The organism is Streptomyces sp. PH9007, from assembly GCF_059813725.1.
The window spans coordinates 5,814,271-5,840,583 of sequence record NZ_CM187440.1; the positions used below are offsets into that span (position 1 = coordinate 5,814,271).

The following is a 26,313-nucleotide window of genomic DNA, read 5'->3' on the forward strand; positions in this document are numbered from 1 at the left end:
TCCATGTGGGGGAGAGTCATGTGCATGACATCTCTTGCTCTACCCGTTTCCGGCCCGTCATTCCCCTGAGAAGGCCGCCAAGCCCGCTGCCGAGCTTGGCGGTCGGTCGCCGCGATCAGTGCCGGGCGGGTACGGCCGCGGGGGTCTCGACCACGGCCGCGGTCTCGGTGACCGCGATCCGGCCGCCGAGCCGGGGGGCCGGAAGGTCGCCCGGGTGGCCGTGCAGCAGCAGCTGGACGGCGGCCCAGGGCAGATTCACCCCGGTGAAGGCCGTCTGGTAGATGCCGGCCGAGGGGCGCGGATTCGCCTCCAGCAGCACCGGCCTGCCCCGCAGCCGGCGCAGTTGCACATTGGCGAGATAGGAGAGCCGGAAATGCTCCACCAGCGCTCCGGCGATTCGGGCGGGTTCCGGATCGTCCAGCAGCATCCGGTAACGCCCCTCCTTGGCCCGGGGAATGGCGGTCACCATCCGGCCACCGGGTGCCGACAGAGTGTCGACGCTCACCTCGGGTCCGTCCAGATAGGGCATGACGATGAAGGAGGGTATTTTCTCCTCTTCGTCCGCCGCCCTTTTGAGCGCGTCGGCCACCGCGGTCACCGAAACCAGTGGCCGTGGCGCCTCCAGAAGATCCCGCAGCCGCAGGGGCGCGTCGTCGAAGATCCGGAATCCGAAGGCCGAGAACTCACCCGCCGGTTTGATGCACAGGGTCTCGCCCTCCCGGCCCAGCTCCTCCACCGCCGTCCGCAGCTGGTCGGCGTCGCGCACCACCCGCCACTCGGGCACCGGGATGCCGGCCGCGCGGGCGGCCTCGTACGTACGGCTCTTGCTGGTGAGGATGTCCACCGCGGAGGGCGGTGAGCACATCAGCCGGGTACCGATCCGCGCGAAGTCCTCGGCCCGTCCCGCCAGCGCGTCGAGCCGCCGCGGGGGTATCAGGACATCGATGCCGTGCCGTTGGCAGAAGTCCAGGGCGAATTCGGCGTAAACGTGATTGTTGACCCGATAGGGTTCGACCTCGCTCACCTCGCAGGCGGCCAGTGCGGGCGCGGTCGGGCTGATATTGGTGCCGTGGATCCGTACGGCGGCGGCGTCGGGGTTTTCGCGCAACATGCGCATCACCTGAGTGCTGGCGGTCCCCGCGCTGCTGAGCCAAATGCGAAGTGCTATCTCCGTGCTCCCTTCATTGCCGAATGCGTGGCCATGATGGAAATGGATAATAGCTTGAAATGATGACCCCAATGTTTCGGGCCGGCGGGGGAGTTGCCGAAAAGGGGCGCCTCAGTGGTTGCCGGGCCGCTGCCCCGAGGCCGCCAGCCGTTCGGCCGCCCGCTCGGCGGAACCCCGCGCCCACCGCCCGCTGGTGAGCAACCCGATGACCAGCACCAACACCGCACAGACGGTGATGATCCACCACCCGGCCCGCATCGAACCGCCGGCCAGCGCCGTCCCCACCATCGCCACCCCCAGCGCCGAACCCACCTGCCTGCTGGTCGAGGCGATGCCCGCCGCGACCCCCGCCTGGGCCCGCGGCATCCCGGTGACGGCCGTGTTGGTGATCGGCGCGTTCACCAGACCGAAACCGATGCCGAAGAGCACATAGGCCGTGAACAGCCGCGCGTTGTCGCTCTCCGCCTGCCATCCCGCGAACATCAGCCCGGAGGCGGTAAGGGCGCTCCCCGCCAGCAGCAGCGGCAGCCGGGCCCCGAACCGGTTGATCAGCCACCCCGAGACCGGGGCCAGCACCAGCGTCACCCCCGCCATGGGCAGCAGATACGTCCCCGCCTCCAGCGCCGACAACTGGCGCTGGTCCTGGAGATACAGCGTGTTCAGGAACAGAAAACCGCTTAGCGCGGCGAACGCGCTCACCGCGATCGCGCTGGCCCCGCTGAACGGGGCGCTGCGGAAGAACCGCGGATCCAGCAGCGGTTCGAACCGCCGCGACTCGTACCACACCAGCGCCGGCAGCGAGAGCGCGGCCACCAGGAAACAGCCGACGATGGGCGCGCTGGTCCACTCCCCGCGCCCGCCCTCGATGATGCCGAAGGTCAGCGAGCCCAGCAGCAGGATCACCAGCAACTGGCCCACCGGATCGATCCGGCGTGCCCGGGGCGCCCGCGACTCCGGGACGAAGCGCAGGGTGAGGACGAGCGCGGTGATCCCCACCGGGATGTTGATCCAGAACACCGCCCGCCAGTCGAACGCCTGCACCAGCGCGCCGCCGACGATCGGCCCCGCCGCCATGGAGATCCCCACCACCCCGCCCCACATCCCGATGGCCCGCGCCAACTCCTTCGGGTCGTGGAAGGTGTTCCTGATGATCGACATGGCCACCGGGTTGAGCATCGAACCGCCCAGCGCCTGGAGCATCCGGAAGCCGACCAGCCAGCCGAGCCCCGGCGCCAGCGCGCACAGCAGCGAGCCCGTCGTGAAGATCACCAGCCCGGTGGTGAACACCCGCCGCCGCCCCAGCCGGTCCGCCATCGACCCCGACAGCATCAGGAACGAGGCCAGCACGAGGGTGTACGCGTCCACCGTCCACTGCAGCCCCGACACACCGGCGTTCAGCTCCCGCCCCAGCGAGGGCAGCGCCACATTCAGCGCCGTGATGTCCAGACTGACGATCAGCAACGACATGCAGCAGATCGCCAGCACCAGCATCCGCCTGCGGCGCGGCAGCTCATCCACGCTCTGATCGGTTCCGGTACCCGGCATCTCGCTCCTGCCCTCGGTCGGCCGTGCTCGCCTCCGCAGCCTCCCCCAGCCGCGGCGGATATCCCACCACCCGCGCCGACCGTACGCCGGTGCGTGCGGACACCGCCCGGTGCGCGGGCCCCGCCGCACCGGGCCGCGGCGGGCCGGCGATATCCGGTGGCGGCCGGCCGCGACCCGGTGACAGCCTGGTGGGATGGCGAGCACCGCGCGGGACTTCGAGGACCTCCTGGCGGAGGCGGAGGCCGCCCCCGTCGACGGCTGGGACTTCTCCTGGCTGGCGGGCCGGGCCGAGGAGGAACGGCCCCCCTGGGGGTACGCCCGGCTGCTGGCCGCCCGGCTCGGCACCGTGGACACCGCCCTCGACCTGGACACCGGCGGCGGCGAGGTCGTCGACGAGGCGCCCGTCCTGCCCCGGCGGATGACCGTCACCGAGTCCTGGCCGCCCAACGTCGCCCTCGCCACCGCCCGGCTCGGCCCGCGCGGGGTGCGGGTGGTGACCCCGCGGGCCGACGGCCCGCTGCCGTTCGCCGACGGCTCCTTCGACCTGGTGACCGCCCGGCACCCGGTGCGCACCGGCTGGCCGCTGATCGCCCGGCTGCTGCGCCCCGGCGGCGCGTTCCTGGCCCAGGAGGTCGGCCCGCGCAGCGCCGCCGAGCTGACCGAGCACTTTCTGGGGCCGCAGCCGGGGCCGGACGGCCGGGAGCCGGCGACCGCCCGCGCGGCGGCCGAGGCCGCCGGGCTGCGCGTGGTGGACCTGCGCACCGCCTCGCTGCGCATGGTCTTCCACGACATCGGCGCCGTCGTCTGGTTCCTGCGCAAGGTCATCTGGATCGTGCCGGGGTTCACTGTCGCGGCGCACCGCCCCGCGCTGCGCCGCCTGCACGAGCGGATCCTCGCCGAGGGCCCGTTCCTCGCCCACAGCAGCAGATTCCTGATCGAGGCCCGCAAGCCGGGGCACGCTCCCACCGCCGGCCGCTGACGTCACCCCGTCCGCCGGGGCCCGTCCCGCCGGGAGCCCGTCCCATTGACGTCGTCGCATCGAACATGCTTGCATCCTGGTATGCCTGGTGTTCAGATCCTGACCCGCCGCCGCTGCGTGGACTTCGCCCGCGTCGCCGGCGCGATCTGTCGGATCCACCACTGATCCACTGACGCACGGCCGCGCGGTGTCCGCGCACCCCCGTCACCGCATCCACCCCCGCGCCCCTCCCTCGTCTCCGTCGCCCGGCCACGCCTGCCCGCGTGCCCCGGTGGCGTCCCGCCGCGTTCCCCGAGGAGCCCCGCATGCCCGGGCCCACCCCTGCCCACGCCCATGTCATCAAGGACGATGACGAGGCGCTGGCCGCCGCCGCACAACTCGCCTCCCGGTTCCGCCCGGAGGCGGCCCGCCGGGACGCCGAGCGCATCCTGCCCCGCGCGGAACTCGACCACCTGTCCGCCGCCGGACTGCTGGCCGTCACCGTGCCGGCCGGGCACGGCGGCGCCGACGTACGGGCGGCCACCCTCGCCGAGATCTTCCGGCTGCTGGCCGCCGCCGACCCGAGCCTGGCCCAGATTCCGCAGAGCCACTTCGTGTACGTGAATGTGCTGCGCCAACAGGGCACCGCCGCCCAGCGGGACTTCTTCTACGCCGAGGTACTGGCCGGCCGCCGGTTCGGCAACGCCCAGTCCGAGGCCGGCACCCGGCATCTCCAGGACATCCGCACCACCTTGGAGCCCGACCCCGACGACGACCGGGGCGGACATCTCCTGACCGGTGTCAAGCACTACTCCACCGGCGCCCTGTTCGCCCACTGGATACCCGTGCTGGCCAGGGCCGGAGGCCCGGACGGAGCCCTCCACGTCGCCTATGTGCCGCACGACGCCCCCGGGCTGACCGTCGTCGACGACTGGGACGGCATGGGCCAGCGCACGACCGCGAGCGGCACCGTACGGCTGGAGCGGGTGCGGGTCCCCGCCGACCGGGTCGTGCCGCACCACCTCACCTTCACCGGCCCCCAGTTGCACGGCGCGTTCGCGCAACTCCTGCACGCCGCCATCGACACCGGCATCGCGGCCGGCGCTCTGGAGGAGGCCGTCACCTTCGTCCGCACCAGGAGCCGGCCCTGGTTCGAGAGCCCGGCCGAAACAGCCGCCGAGGACCCGCTGCTCATCCAGCGGTTCGGCGAACTCGATCTCCAACTGCGCGCCGCCGAGGCCCTGCTCGCCACGGCGGCACAGGCCGTCGACACCGCCCGTGCCGGCCTCACCGCACGGAGCGCCGCCCACGCCTCGCTGGCCGTGGCCGCCGCCAAGGCCCACGCCGGCACCACCGCCGTCGCCCTCGCCGACGCGCTGTTCGAGGTCTCCGGCACCCGCTCCGCGCTCAACTCCCTCAATCTGCACCGCTACTGGCGCGACGCCCGCACCCACACCCTGCACGACCCGGCGCGCTGGAAGATCCAGCACCTGGGGCGCCACCGGCTCAACGGCACCCCACCGCCCCGCCACGGCCTGCTGTGACCACCGCACCCGCGCCACGATCGGAGACCCCCGTGCCCCTGACCTTCCACTGGTTCCTGCCCACCAGCGGCGACAGCCGCCATGTCGTCGGCGGCGGTCACGGCACCGCCGTGACCACGGCGGGCGGCGTACGGGCGCCCTCCGTCCCGTACCTCGGCCAGATCGCCCGGGCGGCCGAACACCTCGGCTTCACCGGCGCGCTCACCCCCACCGGCGCCTGGTGCGAGGACGCCTGGCTCACCACCGCCATGGTCAGCCAGCACACCGAACGGCTGAAGTTCCTGGTCGCCTTCCGGCCCGGCTTCGTCTCACCCACCCTGGCCGCCCAGATGGCCGCCACCTACCAGCGGCAGACCGGTGGCCGGCTGCTGCTCAACGTCGTCACCGGCGGGGAGAGCGCCGAACAGCGCGCCTACGGGGACTTCCTCGACAAGGACGCCCGCTACGCGCGCACCGGCGAGTTCCTCACCATCGTCCGCCGCCTGTGGCAGGGCGACACCGTCGACCACGCCGGCGACCACCTGCGGGTCGAACGGGCCCGGCTGACCCGCGGCCCCGACCCGGTGCCCGAGGTGTACTTCGGCGGCTCCTCACCGCTCGCCCTGGAGATCGCCGCCCGCCAGGTGGACGTCTATCTCACCTGGGGCGAACCCCCCACCCAGGTCGCCCAGAAGATCGCCGCCGTCCGCGCCCGGGCCGCCGCCCACGGCCGCACCCCGCGCTTCGGCATCCGGCTGCACGTCATCACCCGCGACACCGCCGAGGCCGCCTGGTCCGAGGCCGCCCGACTGCTGGACGGCTTCGACCCGGACACCGTGCGCGCCGTCCAGGAGGGCCTGGGCCGCAGCGAGTCCGAGGGCCAGCGGCGGATGCTGGACCTGCACGGCGGGCGCCGCGACAACCTGGAGATCCACCCCAATCTGTGGGCCGGTATCGGCCTGGTGCGCGGGGGCGCCGGCACCGCGCTGGTCGGCAGTCACACCGAGGTCGCCGAGCGCATCGAGGAGTACCACCGCCTGGGCATCGACGAGTTCGTCCTCTCCGGTTACCCCCACCTGGAGGAGGCGTACTGGTTCGGCGAGGGCGTTCTGCCCCTGCTGGCCCGACGCGGCCTGTGGCACCACCCCGACGCCGCCGCCGGCGCGGACCCGGCCCGCACCGAGATCCCCTTCGCCCCCGCCTCCTGAGAGGGAAACCCCGCCATGGCCACCGTCCTGTCCATCTCCGGCAGCCCCTCACCCACCTCCCGCACCGTCCGCCTGCTGCGCCACCTGGACACCAAGCTCGCCCTCCAGGGACACGACGTCATCGCGCTGGACGCCCGCGCCCTGCCGCCCCAGGCCCTCACCGGGGCCGACCCCACCCACCCCGCGATCCAGCGGGTCAACGACCTGCTGCGGGACGCCGACGGCGTCGTCATCGGCACCCCCGTCTACAAGGCCGCCTACTCGGGGCTCCTCAAATCCCTGCTGGACCTGCTCCCGCAGTACGCGCTCACCGGCAAGACCGTGCTGCCGCTGGCCACCGGCGGCACCACCGCCCACGTCCTGGCCATCGACTACGCGCTGCGCCCGGTGCTCTCCTCGATGGGGGCCGCGCACATCACGCAGGGCTGGTTCGTGCTCGACCGGCACATCACCCCCGAGGCGGACGGCACGGTCACCATCGAGCCGGCCACCGCGGAGCCGCTGCACCAGGTGCTGGACCAGTTCTCCCTGGCGCTCACCCGGGCCGCACCGCTGACCCGCGCCTGAGCCCGGGTCCGCCCGCCCGTCCCCGGCCCCCCGGGGACGGGCGCAGTTCCACCGAGGCCGGGGCCGCTCCTGTCATGCCGCGCCGTCCTGCCGCCAGGCGTCCGCCAGCAGTTCGTACGAGCGCACCCGGTCGGCGTGGTCATGGGTGATCGTGGTGATCAGCAGTTCGTCGGCGTCGGTCACCGCGCGCAGCCGCCGCAGCCCCTCCACCACCGTCCGTGCCGAGCCCACCAGTTGGGTGTCCACCCGGTCCGCCACCAGCGCCCGGTCCGCTTCCGTCCACCGGTGCTCCGCCGCCTCGCGCGGTGACGGGAAGGGGATCGCGCCGCGCCCCGTACGGATGCTGCGCACCCACAGCCCGTAACCCGACGCCAGGCGCCGCGCCGTACCGTCGTCGGGGCCCACCACCACATCGGCGGAGACCACGACATGGGGCCGCGTCAGCTCCGCCGAGGGCCGGAAGGCGTCCCGGTACGCCTGGACCGTCTCCAGGATCGTGCCCGGGGACACGTGGTAGTTGGCCGCGAACGGCAGCCCCCGCCCGCCGGCCACCCGCGCGCTCTCCCCGCCGCTCGACCCCAGCACCCACAGCTGGAGATCGGCGCCCTCGCCCGGCACCGCGTGCGCCTCGACGCCCCCGGCGGACCGGTAGTCGCCCGCCAGCAGCGCCCGGATCTCGTCCACCTGCTCCGGGTACGCGGGCGAGACGGCCCCCGGCAGCTGCAACAGCGCCTGCTGGACCGCGAAGTACGGTGACTCCAGCAGCCCGCGCGGGGAGAACGGCGCCGGGATCAGTACCCCGCCCACCCGGCGTGCCTCCCGGGCCGCCGAAGGCGCTTCCCCGGCCCGTTCCGGGACTGGTGCCCCGGCCGTGCCGCCGCTCGGGCCCCCTCGGTGCCCCGAGCGGCCGAGCCCCAGATCGATCCGGCCCGGGTACAGCGCGTCCAGGGTGCCGAACTGTTCCACCACCGACAGCGCCGTGTGATGGCCCAGCTGCACCGCCGCCGAACCCACCCGGATGCGGCCGGTGGCGCCCGCCACCAGGCCGATCACCAGCGCGGGTGCCGAACTCGCCACCCCGCGCGCCAGATGGTGCTCGGCGAGCCAGTACCGGTGGTACCCGGCCGCCTCCGCCCGCCGTGCCAGCTCGACGGTCCGCTCCAGCGCCTGCCGGGGAGTGGAGCCCGAGGAGACCGGCACCAGATCGAGTACGGACAGCGGTACGGGGGAGGAGGGCGGGGCGGGGGACATCGGCACACCTTTCGACGGCGGGGCGACGGCGGGAGGGGGACGGGACGTCCGGGGCGCGTCGGCCCCCCGGGCCTGTGCAGGGGTGCCGAGGTCCGCGGTCCGCCCGGGGTGCCGCCGGGCACGTGTGACGTCCTGGGGCGCGGTGCGCGGACGGATCGGGCGCGCGCCGCCCGTGGGGCGGGGGACGGCCGTACGGGGGAGGGGCCGGGGCGTCAGCGACAGATCGCGGTGGCGACACGCATCAGGTCCACGGCACGCCGCCGGGTGAACCGCACAGGGATCCGCATGGGGGTGAACGTAGCCAGCGGCCGATAAGGGGTCAAGACATCCCGGTGCCGCCCCGGGGCGCGCTTCACACGCCCGTCATCCGGCGCAATGTTCGCCGCGGGGCGGCCCGGCTCGGCGCGGTGTCCCGGCGGCTCGGGAGAGCCCATCCGGCGTGGGGAGGGAGCGCACACGCACCGCGCCCCGCGGACCGTCGGGCGGCACGCGGGGCGCGGGGTTACGAAGACTTCATGAACTCACGGGCGGCTGGTGCAGGGGCTCCGGAGTCTGCTGCGGATGCTGGAGCTGTTGGACCGGCTGGAACGGCTGGGTTTGCTGCGACTGCTGCTGCGGCTGGTGGGGCTGCGGGTCGTCCGTCTTCAGCGCGGCGGTCTCGCTCTTGAGGATCCGCAGCGACTTGCCGAGCGCCCGTGCCGTGTCCGGCAGCCGCTTCGAGCCGAAGACGACCAGTACCACCAGAACGACGACCAGCAGATGCGTGGGTCCGATCTGGCCCATGGGGTCACCTCGTCTTTCTCACCCTGTGGGGTGTAGCGATACCCCCGGTGATCGCACCCTAGTGGAGTCCGGTAAAGACAGGGCAATGTGGGGGCAATGGACACACCGGGGCCGAAAAAGTGGATCACCCCCGTCACAAACCGATCGCACTTCTGTACGGGCCATGGGCAAAGGGTGGATACTGCGTGGCCATGACCACCAGTGCAGAATCCGTCACCCCCGACCGGCTGACGGCCCTCCTCGACGATGAGTCCATTGACATCGTGCACCGCGCGCTGTGGCAGCTGCTGTGGGAGAGCGAGGTGCGGGTGATGGATCTGCTGTCGCTCGAAGTGCCCGACATCGACCTCGGCGCGCGCAGCATCAGACCCGAGGCCGCTTCCCGCGCGGCCGCCCTGCCGGACGGCGGTGTCCCGCTGTCCGACCGCGCGCTCGACCTCCTCACCGCCCTGATCGGGGAGCGCGCCGCCGGCCCGCTGTTCGCCGCCGGGCCGCGCGCGCTCACCTGGGAGGAGGCCACCCGGACCGCCGTCGAACAGGGCTACGCGATCCACGCCTTCCGGATCGGCGGCAAGCGCCACCGGCAGGCCGTCTGACTCCGGCCCGATCAGGGTGGCCGGGGCGCCCGGCCACCCGCGGCGCCGGATCCCGGGCGGCGGCGAGGCTCCGTGGCAAGGTGTCGCGTTCGTCGGCATCCCCACCGTCTCGCCGCCCGGACCGGCCGCCTCGATGCCCGGGGCGTTCCCCGGATCGCAGGGTGGCGACGGGGGCGACCGTCCGGGTCGGCGGAGAACTCCCGCCGTGCCCGCGTCGTGGCGTCCCACCCGGCGCACTCCGCCGGGTACGCGGCCGCCCTGTGTGGGGGCCCGGTGCGGATCGGCGTACCCGCGCGGGGGCCGGGACCCCGCGCCGTTGATCCGTCGTGCCGTCGCACGGTCGGCGGCACGGGAGTCACCGTGCTCCGAGCCCGGCTGTTCCGCGCCGACTCACCGCAGACCATCAGCGGGGCCAGGGGCCGGGGCCACCGGCGGACGTGGCGCACCGCACCGGGACTCCGGGCGGCTCGTGCAGCGGCCCGCCCCCGGCACATGATGCATGATGCGTCAGAAGTATCCATCAGACGTCACGAGCGAGCGGCAACCGTGGACTCGCACTCGGCGGTCGCCCCGGCAGCCTGTCAGCGCGCGAGGGTCGCCGCCCCGCAGGACTCCCGGACGGTCAGCTGGGGCTGGAGGACCATCTGCCGGGGCGCCAGTTCGCGCTCCCCCGGCAGCCGGTCGAGCAGCAGCTGCGCGGCCTGCTCGCCCAACTGCCGCTTGGGCGGGGCCACCGCGGTGAGCGGCACCTCGGCCAGCGCGGCGATCTCGTCGTCGTAGGCGATCAGCGCCAGGTCGTCCGGGGTGCGCAGCCCCTTCGCCCGCAGCCGCTGGAGCAGTTCGACGGCGTCCTGGTCGGAGTGGACCAGCGCGGCCCCGGCGCCGCGTGCCCGGCACTCCTCGATGAAGGCGTCGTAACGGGCGACCGCCGCCGCGGTGCCCGAGGCCGGCTCGTCGCGGACCGCCACCGGTGCGCCCGGATCGAGGCCCAGCTGCCGCACGGCCCGTTCGTACCCCTCGCGCACCAGCGGCGCGGTGGGGCTGCCCGCGGTGAACAGCGCGACCCGCTCATGACCCAGGTCCCGCAGATGCCGCACCGCGCGCGCCGCCCCCGTGACGTGGTCCGAGACGACGAACTCGCAGGGGTCGTCCGGCTCCTGCGGCCGCCGCTCCAGCAGGACGAACGGCCGCCCGGTCGCCCGCAGCCGCTCCAGGACGGACGCCGGCAGGGTGTGCCCGCCGGCGGAGGCCACCAGCAGCCCGTCGGCGCCGGAGGCGCACAACTCCTCGATCTGGCGCTCGTCACGCGGCTGGGCGTAGTCGCTCAGCCCGATGACCACGCGGGCGCCGTGCCGCGCCGCGACCTCCCGCACCCCGGCCACCACCCGGGGGTAGTAGTAGGTGGCCGAGGGCACCAGCAGCCCGAGGGTGGGCCGGCGCGGACCGTCCGGCTTCCGCTGCCCGGGAGCGTCGGCAGGAGCCGGCCCGGCGGCGCGCTGGGCGGGCACCGCTCCGCCGCGCACCTTGGTCAGCCGCCCCAGGTCGGCGAGTTCGGCGATGTCGCGGCGGATGGTCCCGGCCGAGACCCCGAACCGCGCGGCGAGTTCGGTCACCCGTACGGCGCCGGTGTCCCGCAGTTCCCGGAGCAGCAGCTCCTGACGTTGTTCCACCAGCATGTGCGCGTCCCTTCGTGGTCCCATCTGGAGCTTACTTGATGCTGATGGTTGATTATGAATGAATCTGCTCTTTTCTATTGACGCGTTGTTGCTTCTGGTCCAGGGTGCAGTGGCATACGTCACCCGAGGAGCCGCCGCCGTGTCCCAACGCCGAAGTCGTCGTGTCCCACGCCTCGTTCTGTTCCTGATGGCAGGGCTGCTGCTCGCCTCCTGCGCGTGGCCCGGCTCCACCGGGGACCGTCCCGTCACCCTCACCTACTGGTCCTGGACCTCCGGATCCCAGGAGCTCGCCGACCGGTTCAACGCCACCCACGACGACATCAAGGTCACCTTCGAGAAGGTGCCGGCCGGGACCGCCGGCGGCTACTCGAAGATGTTCAACGCGGTCAAGGCCGGCAAGGCACCCGATGTGGTGGCCGTCGAGTACCCGCAACTGCCCGGTTTCGTCACCCAGCAGGTCCTCCAGCCACTCGACCCCTTCGGGATCACCGAGCTGGAGAGCGAGTACCCCGCCTGGGCCTGGCAACAGGTGGCGCTGGGCGGGCAGGTGTACGGGCTGCCCATGAACATCGGCCCCACCGTGATGTTCTACCGCACCGACCTGTTCGCCGCGTACGGACTCACCCCGCCCGCCACCTGGGAGGAGTTCCGCGCCACCGCCGAGACCGTGGCCGCCGAGCAGCCCGGCGTCACCCTCACCAACTTCGGCACCAACGACGCCGCCCTGCTGGCCGGCCTCGCCTGGCAGGCCGGTGCCCGCTGGTTCGACTCCGGCACCGGACACTGGCAGGTGGACGCCACCGATGAGGCCAGCCGCCGCTTCGCCGGCTACTGGGAATCCCTGATCGCCGACGACCTCGTCACGGCGCAGCCCACCTTCGCCGAACAGCACGTCACCCAGCTGCAGCAGGGCACCTCGCTGACCGTGCTCGCGGCGCCCTGGACCGCCGCCAACATCCAGCGCTTCGTGCCCGACCTGGCCGGCAAGTGGGGTGCCGCCCCGCTGCCGGCCTGGCCCGAGGGCCCGGCCAGCGGCAACTACGGCGGCTCCTCCCTCGCCCTGCCGCGCGGCGCGGCCCACCCCGAGGAGGCCATGGAGTTCATCCGCTGGGTCTCCACCTCACCCGAGGCCGTCGAGGCCGTCGCCCAGGTCAACACCTCCTTCCCCGCCAACACCACGCTCACCGAGCACTGGGGCGCCGCCATCGAGGAAGCCAACCCCTATGTCGCGGGCATGGACCTGCCGGCCGCCGCCGAGGAGGCCGCCCGCACCGTGGACCCGGCCTGGGAGTGGGGCCCCGACATGACGGACGGCTTCGCCCGCCTGGTGGACGAGGCCACCGTCTGGGTCGCCCGCCCCGAGGGCATCCGCACCGCCCTGGCCCGCTGGCAGGACGCCACCGTCGGCCAGCTGCGGCAGCGCGGCTTCACCGTCCCCGACTAGCGCCCCCGCGCACTCCGCGCACTCCGCGCACTCCGCGCACTCCGCGCACTCCGCGCACTCCGCGCACCCCCTGCGCCGACCGTCCCGTCCACCAGCCCCGCCCCCACCCGCACCCTCCCAGGGACCGCCATGGCCACAGCCACCTCTTCCGCCCGGAACCGGGCCGCCACCCGCAGCCGCCGCCCCCACGCGGTCCTGTGGCTGCTCGGCCCGTTCTTCACCCTCTTCGCGTTCACCTACGTGGCGCCGATGCTGTACGCCGTGGGCCTGAGCCTGTACCGGGAGAGGTTCACCGGCACCGGCTGGGACGGCCCGCAGCGCGTCTTCGCCGGCCTGGAGAACTACACCCGCGCCCTCACCGACACCACCTTCCTCACCGGCACGGGCCGCGTCCTGCTCTACGGCCTGCTCTACGTCCCGCTGTGCATCGCCCTGGCCGCCGCCCTCGCCCTGCTGCTGGACAGCACGCTCACCGCCGCCCGCCGCTTCTTCCACACCGTGCTGTTCCTGCCGCACATCGTGCCCGGGCTGATCGCCGCCATCGTGTGGGTCTACCTCTACACCCCCGGCCTGAGCCCCATCATCGACGCCCTGGAGGGCGTCGGCGCCGAGGTCGACCTCCTCGGCGGCTCCACCGTGATGCTCTCCCTGGTCAACATCGCCGTGTGGCAGTCGCTGGGCTTCAACGTGGTGCTCATCTACGTCGCCCTGCGCGCCGTGCCCCGCTCCACCGTCGAGGCCGCCCGCATCGACGGCGCGGGCGAGATACGCACCGCACTGTCCGTCAAACTCCCGCAGGTCAGGGCCGCCCTGTTCGTCGTCACCCTGTTCACCATCATCGGCTCGCTCCAACTGTTCACCGAGCCGCAGATCATCCAGAGCGCGGGCACCAGCTCCGTCACCAGCACCTGGACGCCCAACATGCTCGCCTACACCGCCGCGTTCAACTCCAACGACTACCACTACGCGGCCACCGTCTCGGTCCTGATCGCCGCCCTCGCCGGAGTGCTCTCCTTCGCCGTCACCAAACTCGCCCACCGCAGGAGCGCGTCATGACCACGCCCCGCACCACCGGTGACCGCTGGACGGGCCGGGCCACCGCCACCACCCTGGTCGCCATCGCCGCGCTCTACACCCTGCTGCCGCTGATCTGGCTGCTTTTCGGTGTCACCAAGACGCTCCCCGAGCTGTACGGGTCCAACGGCTTCTCGCCCTCCGCCGGCTTCCACGTCCTGGACAACATCGCCGACCTCTTCCGCCAGGACGACGGCATCTTCGCCCGCTGGATCCTCAACACCGCGATCTACGCGCTCGGCGGCGCCGCCGCCGCGACCCTGCTGTCGGTGGCCGCCGGCTACGCCTTCGACAAGTTCGAGTTCCGCGCCAAGGAGAAGTGGTACGCCCTGGTCATCGCCGGGGTCCTCGTCCCCAACACCGCCATCGTCGTCCCGCTCTACCTGATGATGTCGAACGTCGGCCTCACCGACACCATGTGGTCGGTGCTCATCCCGGTGGTCGTCAACCCCTTCGGCGTCTACCTCGCCCGTGCCTACTCCTCCGGCGCCATTCCCGGCGAACTCCTGGAAGCCGCGCGCCTGGACGGCGCCGGCGAGCTGCGCACCTTCTTCCAGGTCGGGCTGCGCCTGATGGCCCCCGGCGCGCTCACCATCTTCCTCATCCAGTTCATCGGCATCTGGAACAACTTCTTCCTGCCGCTGGTGATGATCACCGACAACGACCTGTTCACCCTCGGCCAGGGCCTGTTCACCTGGAACTCCGCAGTGGGCCAGAACCCCGACTACACCCGCATGGTGGTGGTCGGCTCCGCCGTCGCCACCCTCCCGCTGCTCGCCCTGTTCATCCCGCTGCAACGCCGCTGGCGCGCCGGCATGGCCGAAGGGAGCCTCAAATGACCACCCCCGCAGCCGACGTCACCCTCTCCCCGCACACCGGCTGGACCCGGGAGCACTGGGAGCACGCCGCCGACACCCTGCTGGCCGCCGTCCGCCCGTACGCCGGCCCCGGCCACTCCCTGATCAACCTGCCGGGCCCCGCCAGTGGTTCGGGCACCCACAGCGACGGCCTGGAGGGCTTCGCCCGCACCTTCCTGCTCGCCGCCTTCCGCGCCGCCGGCACCACGGATCCGCAACTGGCCGAACGCGTCCTGGCCCCGTACGCCGAGGGCCTGGCCACCGGCACCGACCCGGCCTCCGCGCACCGGTGGCCGCGCCCCGCCGAACTGCCGCAGGCCCGCGTCGAGGCCGCTTCCCTCGCCATCGCCCTGCACGAGACCCGCCCGCTGCTGTGGGACCGGCTGCCGGCACCGGTGCGCGAGCGCACGGCCGACTGGCTGTACGAGGTGTGCGGCGCGGCCGTGCCACCCAACAACTGGGTCTGGTTCCGGGCCGTCGTCAGCGCCTTCCTGCGCTCGGTCGGCGCCCCCCACGCCCCGGCCGACATCGCGCACGCCATCGACGTCACCGAGCAGTGGTACGCGGGCGGCGGCTGGTACAGCGACGGCACCCGTTCCCCCGGACATCTGCGCAACTACGACCACTACAACGGCTGGGCCATGCACCTGTACCCGCTGTGGTACACGCGCGTCGCCGCCGGGCACGCCGACCCCGCCGACGCCGAGCGCTACCGGAACCGGCTCTCCGCCTTCCTCGACGACGCGGCCCATCTGGTCGCCGCCAACGGCTCCCCGCTCCTCCAGGGCCGCTCCCTCACCTACCGGTTCGCCGCCGCCGCCCCCTTCGCGGCCGGCGCCCTGTTCGACGCGTCCGCCCCGTCGCCCGGACTTCTCCGGCGCGCCGCCTCCGGCATGGTGCGGCACTTCCTGGAGCACGGCGCCACCGCGCCGGACGGTCTGCTCTCCCTCGGCTGGCACCACCCCTTCCCGCGCATCCGGCAGCGCTACTCGGGGCCCGCCTCCCCCTACTGGGCGTCCAAGGCCTTCGCCACCCTGCTGCTGCCCGCCGGCCACCCGCTGTGGACCGCCCCCGAGGAGCCGCTGCCCGTGGAGCGCGGCGACTTCGTCCGCACCCTGGCCGCCCCCGGCTGGATCGCCGCCGGCACCCGCGCGGACGGCATCGTCCGCGTCGCCAACCACGGCACCGACCACACCCCGCCCGACCGGCCCGCCCGCGACGACCCGTTCTACGCCCGGTACGGCTACACCACCCACACCGCGCCCGAACTGGCCCCGCTCCGCGAGGCTCCCACCACCGCGCACCCCGACCCGGAGGCACACGCCCGCGACGGCGACGCCCGGTACACGGACCCCGCCGACCTGGACCAGCTGTACGACAGCCACGTCGCGCTGCTCACCGCGGACGGCGTCCCCTCCCAGCGCACCCCCTTCGAGCGCGTCGCCCTGGCCCACGGCACCGGCGTCTCCCGGCACCGCGCCCACTGGCCGCCGCCCGCCGACGGTACGGCCGGGGCCGCCGACCGCGACCGGTGGCCGGCCGGACCCCGGATCACCACCGCCTCCCTGCTGCACGGCCCCTGGGAGATCCGGCTGGTGCGCGTCACCGCCGACGACGCGGCCCCCGCCGCGCCCCCGCCCCGGCTGCGCGTCGGCGGGCACGCCCTCGCCGCCGCCACACCCCCCGACGGCGACACCACGCCCGAGGCGGCCCTGGTCCGCCGCCCGGACGGACTGATCAGCGCTCTGTTCGTCCTGCACTCGGGCGAGGGCACCCCCGCCCTGCACCGTGACCGTGACACCAACGCCTTCGGCCCGCACAGCGCCACCCCGTACTACCTCACCCCGCAGCCGCTGCCGTACGGACATCTGCACGCGGTCGCCCTCCACCTCGGCAACCCGGGCCCCGGCGCCCCGCCGCTCACCCCGCCCGCCCTCACCGTGACCGGCTTTGCCCCCCGCACCGTCACCGCGCACTGGCCGGACGGCTCCACCGCCACCCTCACCCTGTGACCGCGCCCGCCACCTTCCCCAACCCGCCGCCCTGGGGCACCATGTGAGAGTTCGTCCGGTGGGGGCTGCACCGGGCCACGCGGCGCCGCCGCCTGCCCGGCCGACCCGACACACCGGGAGCCGCACCCATGAACCCCCTGACCGCCCGTACCGCACCCCGGTACGCCCTGATCCTCGCCGTCGCCCTCGCCCTGCTGGGCCTCACCCTGGCCCAGACCGGCACTGCCCGGGCCGCCACGGGCCAGGGCGCCACCCCCACGGCCGCCGCCACCCGGATCATGCCGCTGGGCGACTCCATCACCGGTTCCCCCGGCTGCTGGCGCGCCCTGCTGTGGCGTGACCTGGTGGACGGCGGCCACAGCGACATCGACTTCGTCGGCACGCAGGCCCCGCAGGGCTGCGGCTTCCCGCACGACGGCGAACACGAGGGGCACGGCGGCTATCTCGCCACCGGCATCGCCGACCAGAATCTGCTGCCCGGCTGGCTCGCCGCCACCACCCCCGACGTCGTCCTGATGCACCTGGGGACCAACGACGTGTGGAGCGCCCGCCCGACCCCGGTCATCCTCGACGCCTACACCACCCTGGTCCGTCAGATGCGTGAGTCCAACCCCGGCATGCGCGTCCTCGTCGCCCAGATCCTGCCGATGGCCCCGGCCAACTGCGCGGACTGCGGCTCCCGGGTCACCGAGCTGAACGACGCCATACCCGGCTGGGCCGCCGGGCTGTCCACCGCCGCGTCCCCCATCACCGTGGTCGACCAGTGGACCGGCTTCTCCACCGCCACCGACACCACCGACGGCGTCCACCCCAACGACTCCGGCACCCGCAAGATCGCCGACCGCTGGTACCCGGCCGTGGTGGCCGCCCTCACCGGGGCCGTCTGACGCGTCATTCCCACGGACGAGTGGACACACGGTGCAAAACCACCCATAAATGGCACTCGATGGATAGGTTCGCTGGCGCACCCCCGGAACCCCCTCCGACGCGTCGCACCCGTCCACCACCGGAGAGCCGATGGTTCACTCGTCCACCCGCCCCGCCGGCCGCCCCGGCACGGCGGACATCCCCGAACAGAGCACCTCCGAGCAGCCCCAGCTGCTGCTGCGGCAGTCCACCGAGATCCAGGGCGATGTGATCGCCGGCTTCAAGAAGGACCATGTCCAGCTGATCTTCGCCAAGTTCAAGGACCGGCGGCGCGCCAGGATCTGGTTGCGCAGACTCAGCGGGCGCATCGCCACCACCCGGGACGTCGCCGCGTTCAACACCTCCTTCAGCCGGGCCCGGCGGTACGCGGCCGGTGAGGACCCGGTGGACCTCGCCGCCGTGTGGCGCGGCGTGGCCTTCACCTACCAGGGGCTCTCCGAACTGCTCGACGGCGCCCCGCTGACCGACATCCCGAAGGGCAGCACCCAGGAGGCGTTCGCCCAGGGGCCGGCCCGGCGCAAGGAGATCGTCGGCGACATCGAGGACAGCGACCCCGCGCACTGGCTGTTCGGTGGCGAGGAGCAGCACGCCATCCACCTCGTGCTCACCCTCGCCGCCGACCGGCACGCCGACCTCCAGGCCGCCCTGGAGGAGGAGCGGGCCTGGATGGCTGCCCAGCACGTGGCCGTCGTCTTCGAGCAGGAGGGCAACACCCTCAAGGAGGGGCTGCGCGGCCACGAGCACTTCGGGTTCAAGGACGGCATCAGCCAGCCCGGCGTACGGGACTTCGACGAGGAGGACCCCGGACGCCCCGACTACCACCGCACCAAGCCCGGCACCCGCCTGATCACCCCCGGCGAGTTCGTCGTCGGGATGGCCCCGGACCACCGCTACCCGGCGGGGCTGCCCCGCTGGATGCGCAACGGATCCTTCCAGGTGGTGCGCCGCCTCGCCCAGGACGTGCCCGGCTGGTGGGGGCAGATCGAGCAGAACCTGAAAGCCCTCCAGGACGCGGGTGCGGCCCCGGAGGGGGCCACCAAGGAGTGGGTCGCCGCCCGCCTGGTGGGCCGCTGGCCCTCCGGGGCGCCCGTCGCCAAGTGCCCCGACGCGGACGTCGCCGCCCCGCCGTGCGCGGACAGCGACAACGACATCAGCTTCGCGGACGACCTGGACGGGCGGACCACCCCGCTCTTCTCCCACATGCGCAAGACCAACCCGCGGGACGGACTCCTGCCGCGCCGCGACTCGCCGACGGTCGTGGAGGAGGACGGCATGCTGGACGGGCGCCGGCTGATGCGCCGCAGCATCCCCTACGGCCGTCCCTACGACCCGCAGGGCACCCCAGGGCAGCGCGCGGACGCCCCCCGCGGCCTGGTCTTCATCTGCTACCAGTCGGACATCGCCGCCCAGTTCGAGTTCGTCCAGTCGACCTGGGTGAACGCCGACAACTTCCCCGAGCGCCGCGACGCGGTGGGCCGCGATCCGCTCATCGGCCGGGACACCGACGTGTCCTTCCCGGTGAGCTCGGACACCACGGCGACCTGCCCGCTGCGCTTCGAGCGGTTCGTGCGCACCGAGGGCGCCGTCTACGCCTTCACCCCCTCGCTGACCGCGCTGCGCGAACTGGCGGAGGGCCGGGTCCCGGTCGGCGGCGACCCGCCCAGCGACCAGGTGGTGCCCGGCGACACCGCACTGCGCCGCCTGGAGGTGATCAGCGCCTATAAGGCCCGCTTCCGGCTGGAGGGCAACAACTACGTCATCCGCGACGAGAACGAGAGCCGGCTGTGGGCCTCGGACAACACCAACCCGGCGGTGGCCGGCGGCACCTTCACCGAGGACGGTGACCTGGTGCTCAACGGTCCCAGGGGCGACGTCGTGTGGAGCCTGGGCACCGGCGGCCATCCGGGCGCCACCCTGGTCGTCGGCGTGGACGGCGACGTCTCCATCCGGACGGCGGAGGGCGAGACCGTCTGGCACAGCGACACCGCGCACTGAGCCGGATCCCGCACCCGCGACGGCCCCGAACCCGCGACGGACCCCGGGCCCGTGCCGTGAGCGCACCCACGGCACGGGCCCGGCCCGTACCCGGTCGCGACTCAGCCGCGCCGTACCCGGATCCCGCCCGGCGCCCGCACCTCGGTCGTGCCGTCGGCGGCCACCGAGACCTCCAGCGGTTCGCCCGCGATCCGCAGCCCGGCCGCCCGCAGCGGCCGGAACCGCTCACCGACCCGCGGCGCCACCGTCAGCGTGCCGCCCGGCACGTCCGCCGTCAGGCCGAGCACCGAGGACAGCACCTGGACGGAGGAGGCCGCCGCCCACGCCTGCGGCCGGCAGGACGCGGGGTAGGGGAGCGGACGCGCGCTCACCTCGCTGCCCCAGCCCGCGAACAGCTCCGGCAGCCGGGCGTCGAAGGCCTCCGCCGCCCGCACCAGACCGGCCGCCAGCGCCCCGGCCTGCTCGGGGAAGCCGGCCCGGGTCAGCCCGTGCACGGCGATCGCCGTGTCGTGCGGCCACACCGAACCCACGTGGTAGCCCAGCGGGTTGAAGCCGCCCATCCGCGAGCTGTAGGTCCGCAGCCCGAAACCGGAGTCCAGATCGGCCCCGCCCAGCCGGGCCGCCAGCAGCGCGCTCTCCTCCCGGTCCAGCAGGCCGGTGCCCAGCAGATGCCCGAACTGCGAGGTCACCGAGTCCACCGGGCGCTTCTCCCCGTCCAGGGCGATCGCCGGGTAGTCCCCCTGAGCGTCCCGCACCCAGAACCGTTCCCGGAAGCGCGTCTTCAGCCGCTCCGCCCACTCCTCCCAGCGGTCCGCTCCGGGCCGGCCGAAGGCGCGCAGCAGCGCCGCGCCGCCGATGGCCGCCTCGTAGGCGTACGCCTGCACCTCGCTGAGCGCGATCGGCGCTTTCGCCTGCCGCCCGTCGCGGAAGCGGATGGAGTCCCCCGAGTCCTTCCAGCCCTGGTTGGCCAGGCCCTGCCCGGTCTCGTCGATGTACTCCAGGAAGCCGTCGCCGTCCGCGTCGCCGTGGTCGCTCATCCAGGCCAGCGCCGACTCGGCGTGCGGCAGCAGCGCCGCCACCTCCTCCTCGGCCAGGCCCCAGCGCCACGCGTCGTGCAGCACCGTCACCCACAGCGGGGTGGCGTCCACCGTGCCGTAGTAGAGCGGCGGCAGCACCACGCCCTCGTGCGGGATGGTGAGCGCCTCGCGCCGCACCTCGTGCAGGATCTTGCCCGGCTGCTCCTGCGTGGAGGCGACGGTGGCGGTGCCCTGCCGGCGGGCCAGCGTCCGCAGCGTCCCGGCGGCCAGCCCGGTGCCCAGCGGCAGCAGCATCCGCGCCGACAGCAGCGAGTCCCGCCCGAAGAGGGTGGCGAACCAGGGCGCGCCGGCGGCCAGGAACACATCCTGCGGCGCCTGCGGATCGCTCAGCAGCAGCCGCTGGAGATCCGCGTGCGACTGCGTCACCCACGCGTCCAGGGCCCGGTCCGCGCTGCGCAGCTCGGGGGTCGCCCATGGCGCGGTGCCCGGGGCCGGTGCCGTGAACGGCTGCGGGGTGGTGTCCGAGGCCCGGCACACCAGCTCGGCGTCCCAGCGTTCGCCGGGGGCCAGCGCCACCTCGTAGCGCAGCACGCCCTCCGCGGAGATCGCGTCCGGGGCGGGCGCGGCGGTGAGGGTCACGGTCAGCGTGTCCTCCTCCCACACCAGGGACCGGCCCTCGACCCGGGGCGGTACGGGGGTGGTCACGTCGCCGGACTTGACCCGGTCCATCGGGGCCAGGTCGGTGCCCGTGGTGATCAGCACCCGCACCAGGGCGGGGCGGGAGCCGTGGTTGGCGATCTCGAAGGCCTCGGTCAGCTCACCGGGGGCCAGGGTGCGCAGCCGTTCCAGGGTGACCGCCGGATCGGCCGTGGACTGGGCCACGCCGCGCAGCACCGACCGGAACCGCGCGGCGTCCGCGCCCTCCGGGCCACCGCCGACCGGGGCCAGCGGCACCCCCTCGACGGCGACCTCCAGGCGGGCCAGCGCGCGGCGGTCGCTGTGGTAGAAGCCGTCCACCCCGCGCCGCAGTTGTCCGTCGGGGCGGGAGACGGCGAAGCTCGGCGCGTACAGCGTGACGCAGGCGTCGTGCAGGAAGGGCTGCATGCCCGCCGCCGCCGCTGGATCGGCCTGCGGCTCGTTCGTTATCGCCGAGGACTTGACACTCATCAGCGCGGATACCAATCTTCTGAGTCATTGGAGCGTTCCAAGAAATGTAGATGCAGTTCACCGCTGCGGCAATCCGTCTGGATCGCTCCAATTCCACAAGCTCGGTGATCAGGAGGCAGCGATGGCGCGTACCCCCAGCCGGACGGCAGGCAAGGCGGGAGGTGTGACGCTCGCCATGGTCGCCCGCCGGGCCGGGGTTTCCCCGCAGACCGTTTCCAACGCGATCAACGCCCCCGAACTGCTGCGGCCCGAGACACTGGAGCGGGTACGGCAGGCCATCGACGTCATGGGCTATCGCCCGCACCGCGCGGCCCAGACGCTGCGCACCCGCTCCAGCCGGCTGATCGGCTACGGCGTGCAGTCGGTGGAGGTGGACCGTTCCACCCCGGTCATGGACCGCTTCCTGCACGCGCTGACCCAGACCGCCGAGGCGGCGGGCCACCGGATCCTGCTGTTCGCGGTGCCGGCCGGTTCCCGGCTGCTGACCCCGTACCAGGAGCTGGTGGACGACTACAGCGTCGACGGCTTCGTGCTCAGTGACACCACCCGGGGCGACCGCCGGCAGGCCTGGCTGGCGAAGCACGACATCCCGTTCGCCGCGTTCGGCCGGATGTGGTCGGACCGGCAGATCGGCGACTGGGTGGACGTGGACGGCACCACCGGGGTGGAACGGGCCGTGGACCACCTGGCGGAGCTGGGCCACCGCAGGATCGCCTTCCTGGGCTGGCCGCGCGGCTCGGGCGCCGGCGATGACCGCGCCGCGGGCTGGAAGGCCGCGATGGGCCGGCACCGGCTGCCGGTGCGCGGGCTGCGCGCCGAGAGCATCGACGAGGTGGACGCCGCCAGGACCGTCGCCCTGCGACTACTGGACACGGGTGTGAGCGCCATCGTCGCCGTCTCCGACACCCTGGCCCTGGGCTGCTACCGGGCGCTGCGCGACCGCGGCCTGACCCCCGGCGACGAGGTCTCGGTGACCGGCTTCGACGACTCCCCGGCCGCCGCCCACGTGGCACCCGGGCTGACCTCCCTGACCCAGCCGATGGACGTGGTCGGCGCCGAGTGCGTCCGTCTGCTGCTGGCCCGGATCGCCGACCCCGACCGGGAGCCCGAGCACATCCTGCTCGAACCCGAGCTGGTGATCCGGGAGTCCACCGCCCCACCACGGTCACCCATGTGACATATCCGATACTTTCCGCCGCATTCTGACCAAATCCGACTCATCTGACGTTTCATACGATCGAGCCGCACCCTCAATGGAGAGACCCATGGCCACACGACGCACCACCTGGCTCGCCCTCACCTCGGGCATAGCCCTGCTCGCCACCGCGGGCTGCTCCTCCGGCTTCGGCGGGGACGGTGAGACCGAGCAGAAGACCGGTGGCAAGCAGGAGCTGACCGTCCTCATCGGCACCTCGGGCGACGCCGAGACGGCCGCCGTCAAGGCCGCCGCCACCGCCTACGAGCAGGCCTCGGGGAACACGGTCGACGTCCAGGTGGCCCAGGACCTCAACCAGCAGCTCGGCCAGGCCTTCGCCGGGAACAACCCGCCGGACGTCTTCTACGTCGAGACGCACCAGTTCGCCAACTACGCCTCCGGCGGTTCCCTGCACGCCTACGGCGACCGGATCAGTGACGTCGAGGACTTCTCCGCCTCCCTGCGCCAGTCCTTCACCTACGAGGACCAGCTGGTGTGCGTCCCCAAGGACACCTCCTCGCTCGGCCTGATCGTCAACGACGAGCTGTGGGCCGCCGCCGGTCTCACCGCGGACGACTACCCGCAGAACTGGGAAGACCTGGAGCGCGTCGCCGGCGAGCTGACCACCGGATCCGTCACCGGCCTGGTCACCAGCAACGAGTACCAGCGGCTCGGCGCCTTCATGAAGCAGGCCGGCGGCTGGATCACCGACCCCGCCCAGGGCGAGATGACCGCCGACAGCCCCGAGAACCTCCAGGCCCTCACCTTCGTCCAGGGCATGCTCAAGGACGGCACCTGGAAGTTCCACCAGGACGTCGACGCGGGCTGGGCCGGCGAGGCGTTCGGCAAGGGCGACGCCGCCATGACCATCGAGGGCAGCTGGCTGGCCGGCGCGATGGAGAACGACTTCCCCGACATCGACTACACCGTCCTGCCGCTGCCCGAGGGCCCGGCCGGCGCCGGCACCCTCGCCTTCACCAACTGCTGGGGCGTCGCCGAGAAGAGCGCCCACCGGGACGCCGCCGTCGAGCTGGTCGAGTTCCTCACCCAGCCCGAACAGCAGATCGCCATGGGTGACGCCTTCGGCGCCGTGCCCTCCCGCGAGTCCGCCGCCGCCGACTACCTCGACGCCCACCCCGGCATCGACGCCTGGGGCGCCACCGGCGACCACGTCCAGGGCCCCGTGACCGTGGGCGGCTTCGACCGCGTCCTGTCCCAGTTCAACACCGACCTGGAATCCCTGCGGACCGCCGACCCGGCCAAGATCCTCGCGGACCTGCAGAGCTACGGTGAGGCGGCCCTGGGAGCGGGCAACTGATGCACAAGCCCGCACTGCGCGGTCGGCAGGGGCCGTGGGGCTGGCTGTTCGTCAGCCCCGCGGTCCTCGTCCTCGGCCTGTTCCTGGCGCTGCCCATCGTGATGGCGCTGTGGGTCAGCCTGCTGGACTGGAACGGCCAGTCCAACCCCTTCACCGGGGGGCAGGCCACCTTCGTCGGCCTGGACAACTACCGCGATCTGCTCACCCAGGACGGCCTGGACCGCACGCTGTTCGCCACATCGCTGCGCAACAACGCCTACTACGTCCTGCTGTTCGTCCCGCTGTCGACGGGCCTGGGCCTCACCCTGGCCATGATCGTCAACCAGCGGATGCTGCGCGGCCGCTCCCTGCTGCGCACCACCTTCTACTTCCCCTCGGTGACCAGCACCATCGCGGTCTCCACGATCTTCCTCTTCCTCTTCCAGGGCAGCGGCGCCGTCAACAGCCTGCTCTCCTGGATCGGGATCAAGGGCCCCAACTGGTTCGCCGACCCGCGCGGCGTCGTGTGGGTGACCCTGGGCAACCTCGGCCTGGTCGACCCCGAGCACCCCTCCGGGCTGCTCGCCGACCACAGCTTCATGGGCCTGTCCTGGTTCGAGTGGCTTTCAGGACCCTCGGTGGCGATGTCCACGATGATCCTGCTCGCCACCTGGACCACCTCGGGCACCTTCATGCTGATCTTCCTGGCCGCCCTCCAGGACATCCCGCGCGAACTGGAGGAAGCGGCCGCCCTGGACGGCGTCAACCGCCGCCAGCTGCTGCGCCACGTCACCCTGCCCGCGCTGCGCCCGGTGCTGTTCCTGGTGCTCACCCTCGCCCTGATCGGCAGCTGGCAGGTCTTCGACATGGTGTACGTCATGGGGCAGGGCGCCCCGGGCAACACCACCCTCACCCCGGCGTTCATGTCCTACCAGTCGGCGTTCAAGAACGCCGACTACGGCCAGGGCGCGGCCATCGCCTTCATCCTCTTCGCGATCATCCTCGTGCTCACCGGCGCCCAGCGCTGGCTGCTGCGCGAACGCGGCCCACGCCAAGGGAGGCAGCGATGACCACGACCACCACGGCGGGACCGCCCGCCCCGGCCCCGCGCGGGACACCGCGGCGTCCGCGCCGCGCCCGCCGGGTCCGCACCACCGAGCAGCCGGTGCTCGGCCGCTCGCCCGTCATCTGGCGGGTGCTGGGCTACGCCCTCGTCATCGGCCTGGCCTCGCTGTACGTCATGCCATTCGTCATCCAGCTGGCCACGAGCTTCAAGACCAACCCGGACGCCGCGGCCAACCCGCTGTCGCTGTGGCCCGCCACCCCGACCACCGCCGCCTACCAGCGGCTGTTCGGGCTGAGCGAGTCCCACGAGACCGTGCCCTTCCTGCGCTGGCTGGGCAACTCCGCCTTCGTCACCGTCCTGGTGACCGCGGGCCGGGTGCTGTTCGACTCGATGGCCGGCTATGCCCTGGCCCGGCTGAAGTTCCCCGGCCGCCGGCTGCTGTTCCTCTTCCTGCTCGCCGTGATGGCGGTGCCCGGCATCGTGCTGCTGATCCCCAAGTTCCTGGTCCTGTCGACCTTCGGGATGTTCGACACCTACGCGGGCATGGTGATCCCGCTGCTGGTGGACGCGGCCGGGATCTTCATCATGAAGCAGTTCTTCGAGTCGGTGCCCAGGGAGGTCGAGGAGGCCGCGAGGATCGACGGCGCCGGGGTGTTCCGCATCTACTGGTCGGTGGTGCTGCCGATGGCCAGGCCCGCGCTGATCACCCTCACCATCCTGTCCTTCCAGGGATCGTGGAACGAGTTCACCCACTTCCTGGTCTCCACCCAGTCGGCCGAGTATGAGACGCTCACCACGGGCCTGGCCCGGCTGGTCTCCGGCGGCCTGGGCAGCGGCGGCCAGTTCCCCCTGAAGCTGGCGGCGGCGGCGCTGTCCACCATCCCGGTGGCCATCCTGTTCTTCTGCTTCCAGCGTTACTTCATCCGGGGCGCCAACGCCGGTTCGGTCAAGGAGTGAGCGCTCCCGG

The 26,313-nt window shown here is 73.0% G+C and carries 22 protein-coding genes; 15 read left to right on the forward strand and 7 right to left on the reverse strand.

Annotation, left to right across the window (positions count from 1 at the left end):
- Positions 1–115: 115 nt before the first annotated feature.
- A complete protein-coding gene (locus ACTFAP_RS26645) occupies positions 116–1,240 on the reverse strand; it encodes an ATP-grasp domain-containing protein (protein WP_500467632.1) in 1,125 nt (374 codons plus the stop codon).
- A 39-nt stretch (positions 1,241–1,279) separates the two neighbouring features.
- A complete protein-coding gene (locus ACTFAP_RS26650) occupies positions 1,280–2,713 on the reverse strand; it encodes a DHA2 family efflux MFS transporter permease subunit (protein ID WP_495682679.1) in 1,434 nt (477 codons plus the stop codon).
- Positions 2,714–2,906: 193 nt separating this feature from the next.
- Here ACTFAP_RS26650 and ACTFAP_RS26655 point away from each other — a divergent pair, with 193 nt between their 5' ends.
- The 4 genes from ACTFAP_RS26655 (at position 2,907) to ssuE (ending at position 6,969) form a co-directional block, all read left to right on the forward strand.
- The gene (locus tag ACTFAP_RS26655) at positions 2,907–3,692 is read left to right on the forward strand and encodes a class I SAM-dependent methyltransferase (RefSeq protein WP_500467633.1); all 786 of its coding nucleotides are present in this window, start codon (positions 2,907–2,909) and stop codon (positions 3,690–3,692) included.
- A 305-nt stretch (positions 3,693–3,997) separates the two neighbouring features.
- Positions 3,998–5,215, forward strand: coding sequence for an SfnB family sulfur acquisition oxidoreductase (locus tag ACTFAP_RS26660; protein ID WP_495682681.1), 1,218 nt, complete (start codon positions 3,998–4,000; stop codon positions 5,213–5,215).
- A gap of 32 nt (positions 5,216–5,247) precedes the next feature.
- Complete coding sequence (locus ACTFAP_RS26665) at positions 5,248–6,402, forward strand: LLM class flavin-dependent oxidoreductase (RefSeq protein WP_500467634.1); 1,155 nt, start codon at positions 5,248–5,250, stop codon at positions 6,400–6,402.
- 15 nt (positions 6,403–6,417) lie between these two features.
- Positions 6,418–6,969: an NADPH-dependent FMN reductase gene (gene ssuE, locus ACTFAP_RS26670; protein ID WP_386538680.1), complete on the forward strand. Its 552-nt coding sequence runs from the start codon at positions 6,418–6,420 to the stop codon at positions 6,967–6,969.
- Positions 6,970–7,041: 72 nt separating this feature from the next.
- On the opposite strand, the gene ACTFAP_RS26675 is transcribed toward ssuE, so the two are convergent.
- From ACTFAP_RS26675 to tatA, 3 genes are all read right to left on the reverse strand, one after another.
- Positions 7,042–8,220 carry an LLM class flavin-dependent oxidoreductase gene (locus ACTFAP_RS26675; RefSeq protein WP_495682684.1) on the reverse strand — a complete coding sequence of 393 codons (1,179 nt, stop codon included), beginning with the start codon at positions 8,218–8,220 and terminating at the stop codon, positions 7,042–7,044.
- A 212-nt stretch (positions 8,221–8,432) separates the two neighbouring features.
- Positions 8,433–8,654 carry a putative leader peptide gene (locus tag ACTFAP_RS26680; RefSeq protein ID WP_495682685.1) on the reverse strand — a complete coding sequence of 74 codons (222 nt, stop codon included), beginning with the start codon at positions 8,652–8,654 and terminating at the stop codon, positions 8,433–8,435.
- A 79-nt stretch (positions 8,655–8,733) separates the two neighbouring features.
- On the reverse strand, positions 8,734–9,003 hold the full coding sequence (tatA, locus tag ACTFAP_RS26685; protein WP_495682686.1) for a Sec-independent protein translocase subunit TatA: 270 nt from the start codon (positions 9,001–9,003) through the stop codon (positions 8,734–8,736).
- Between the two features lie 191 nt (positions 9,004–9,194).
- On the opposite strand from tatA, the gene ACTFAP_RS26690 reads away from it, so the two are divergent.
- The gene (locus tag ACTFAP_RS26690; RefSeq protein WP_390120745.1) at positions 9,195–9,599 is read left to right on the forward strand and encodes a site-specific integrase; all 405 of its coding nucleotides are present in this window, start codon (positions 9,195–9,197) and stop codon (positions 9,597–9,599) included.
- A 581-nt stretch (positions 9,600–10,180) separates the two neighbouring features.
- Here the strand turns inward: ACTFAP_RS26690 and ACTFAP_RS26695 are convergent.
- Positions 10,181–11,275 (reverse strand): LacI family DNA-binding transcriptional regulator, encoded by a 1,095-nt coding sequence (locus ACTFAP_RS26695; protein ID WP_500467635.1) that lies wholly within the window; start codon positions 11,273–11,275, stop codon positions 10,181–10,183.
- A 139-nt stretch (positions 11,276–11,414) separates the two neighbouring features.
- On the opposite strand from ACTFAP_RS26695, the gene ACTFAP_RS26700 reads away from it, so the two are divergent.
- From ACTFAP_RS26700 to ACTFAP_RS26725, 6 genes are all read left to right on the forward strand, one after another.
- Positions 11,415–12,719: an extracellular solute-binding protein gene (locus ACTFAP_RS26700; protein WP_495682688.1), complete on the forward strand. Its 1,305-nt coding sequence runs from the start codon at positions 11,415–11,417 to the stop codon at positions 12,717–12,719.
- 129 nt (positions 12,720–12,848) lie between these two features.
- Positions 12,849–13,775: a carbohydrate ABC transporter permease gene (locus ACTFAP_RS26705; RefSeq protein WP_500467636.1), complete on the forward strand. Its 927-nt coding sequence runs from the start codon at positions 12,849–12,851 to the stop codon at positions 13,773–13,775.
- A complete protein-coding gene (locus tag ACTFAP_RS26710) occupies positions 13,772–14,632 on the forward strand; it encodes a carbohydrate ABC transporter permease (RefSeq protein WP_390120756.1) in 861 nt (286 codons plus the stop codon). The genes ACTFAP_RS26705 and ACTFAP_RS26710 overlap by 4 nt, the downstream gene beginning before the upstream one ends.
- Complete coding sequence (locus ACTFAP_RS26715; RefSeq protein WP_500467637.1) at positions 14,629–16,662, forward strand: DUF2264 domain-containing protein; 2,034 nt, start codon at positions 14,629–14,631, stop codon at positions 16,660–16,662. The genes ACTFAP_RS26710 and ACTFAP_RS26715 overlap by 4 nt, the downstream gene beginning before the upstream one ends.
- A 128-nt stretch (positions 16,663–16,790) precedes the next feature.
- Positions 16,791–17,549: an SGNH/GDSL hydrolase family protein gene (locus ACTFAP_RS26720; RefSeq protein WP_500467638.1), complete on the forward strand. Its 759-nt coding sequence runs from the start codon at positions 16,791–16,793 to the stop codon at positions 17,547–17,549.
- Between the two features lie 130 nt (positions 17,550–17,679).
- On the forward strand, positions 17,680–19,584 hold the full coding sequence (locus ACTFAP_RS26725; protein ID WP_495682692.1) for a Dyp-type peroxidase: 1,905 nt from the start codon (positions 17,680–17,682) through the stop codon (positions 19,582–19,584).
- Positions 19,585–19,685: 101 nt separating this feature from the next.
- Here ACTFAP_RS26725 and ACTFAP_RS26730 read toward each other — a convergent pair whose 3' ends face one another.
- A complete protein-coding gene (locus tag ACTFAP_RS26730) occupies positions 19,686–21,788 on the reverse strand; it encodes a glycogen debranching N-terminal domain-containing protein (RefSeq protein WP_495682693.1) in 2,103 nt (700 codons plus the stop codon).
- 121 nt (positions 21,789–21,909) lie between these two features.
- Here ACTFAP_RS26730 and ACTFAP_RS26735 point away from each other — a divergent pair, with 121 nt between their 5' ends.
- From ACTFAP_RS26735 to ACTFAP_RS26750, 4 genes are all read left to right on the forward strand, one after another.
- On the forward strand, positions 21,910–22,965 hold the full coding sequence (locus tag ACTFAP_RS26735; RefSeq protein ID WP_390120770.1) for a LacI family DNA-binding transcriptional regulator: 1,056 nt from the start codon (positions 21,910–21,912) through the stop codon (positions 22,963–22,965).
- Positions 22,966–23,053: 88 nt separating this feature from the next.
- Positions 23,054–24,301: a sugar ABC transporter substrate-binding protein gene (locus ACTFAP_RS26740; protein WP_500467639.1), complete on the forward strand. Its 1,248-nt coding sequence runs from the start codon at positions 23,054–23,056 to the stop codon at positions 24,299–24,301.
- Entirely contained in the window at positions 24,301–25,350 is a 1,050-nt protein-coding gene (locus ACTFAP_RS26745; protein ID WP_386538698.1) for a carbohydrate ABC transporter permease, read from the forward strand. Before ACTFAP_RS26740 ends, ACTFAP_RS26745 begins: the two co-directional genes overlap by 1 nt.
- Positions 25,347–26,303 (forward strand): carbohydrate ABC transporter permease, encoded by a 957-nt coding sequence (locus tag ACTFAP_RS26750; protein ID WP_451750967.1) that lies wholly within the window; start codon positions 25,347–25,349, stop codon positions 26,301–26,303. Before ACTFAP_RS26745 ends, ACTFAP_RS26750 begins: the two co-directional genes overlap by 4 nt.
- Positions 26,304–26,313: the final 10 nt, after the last annotated feature.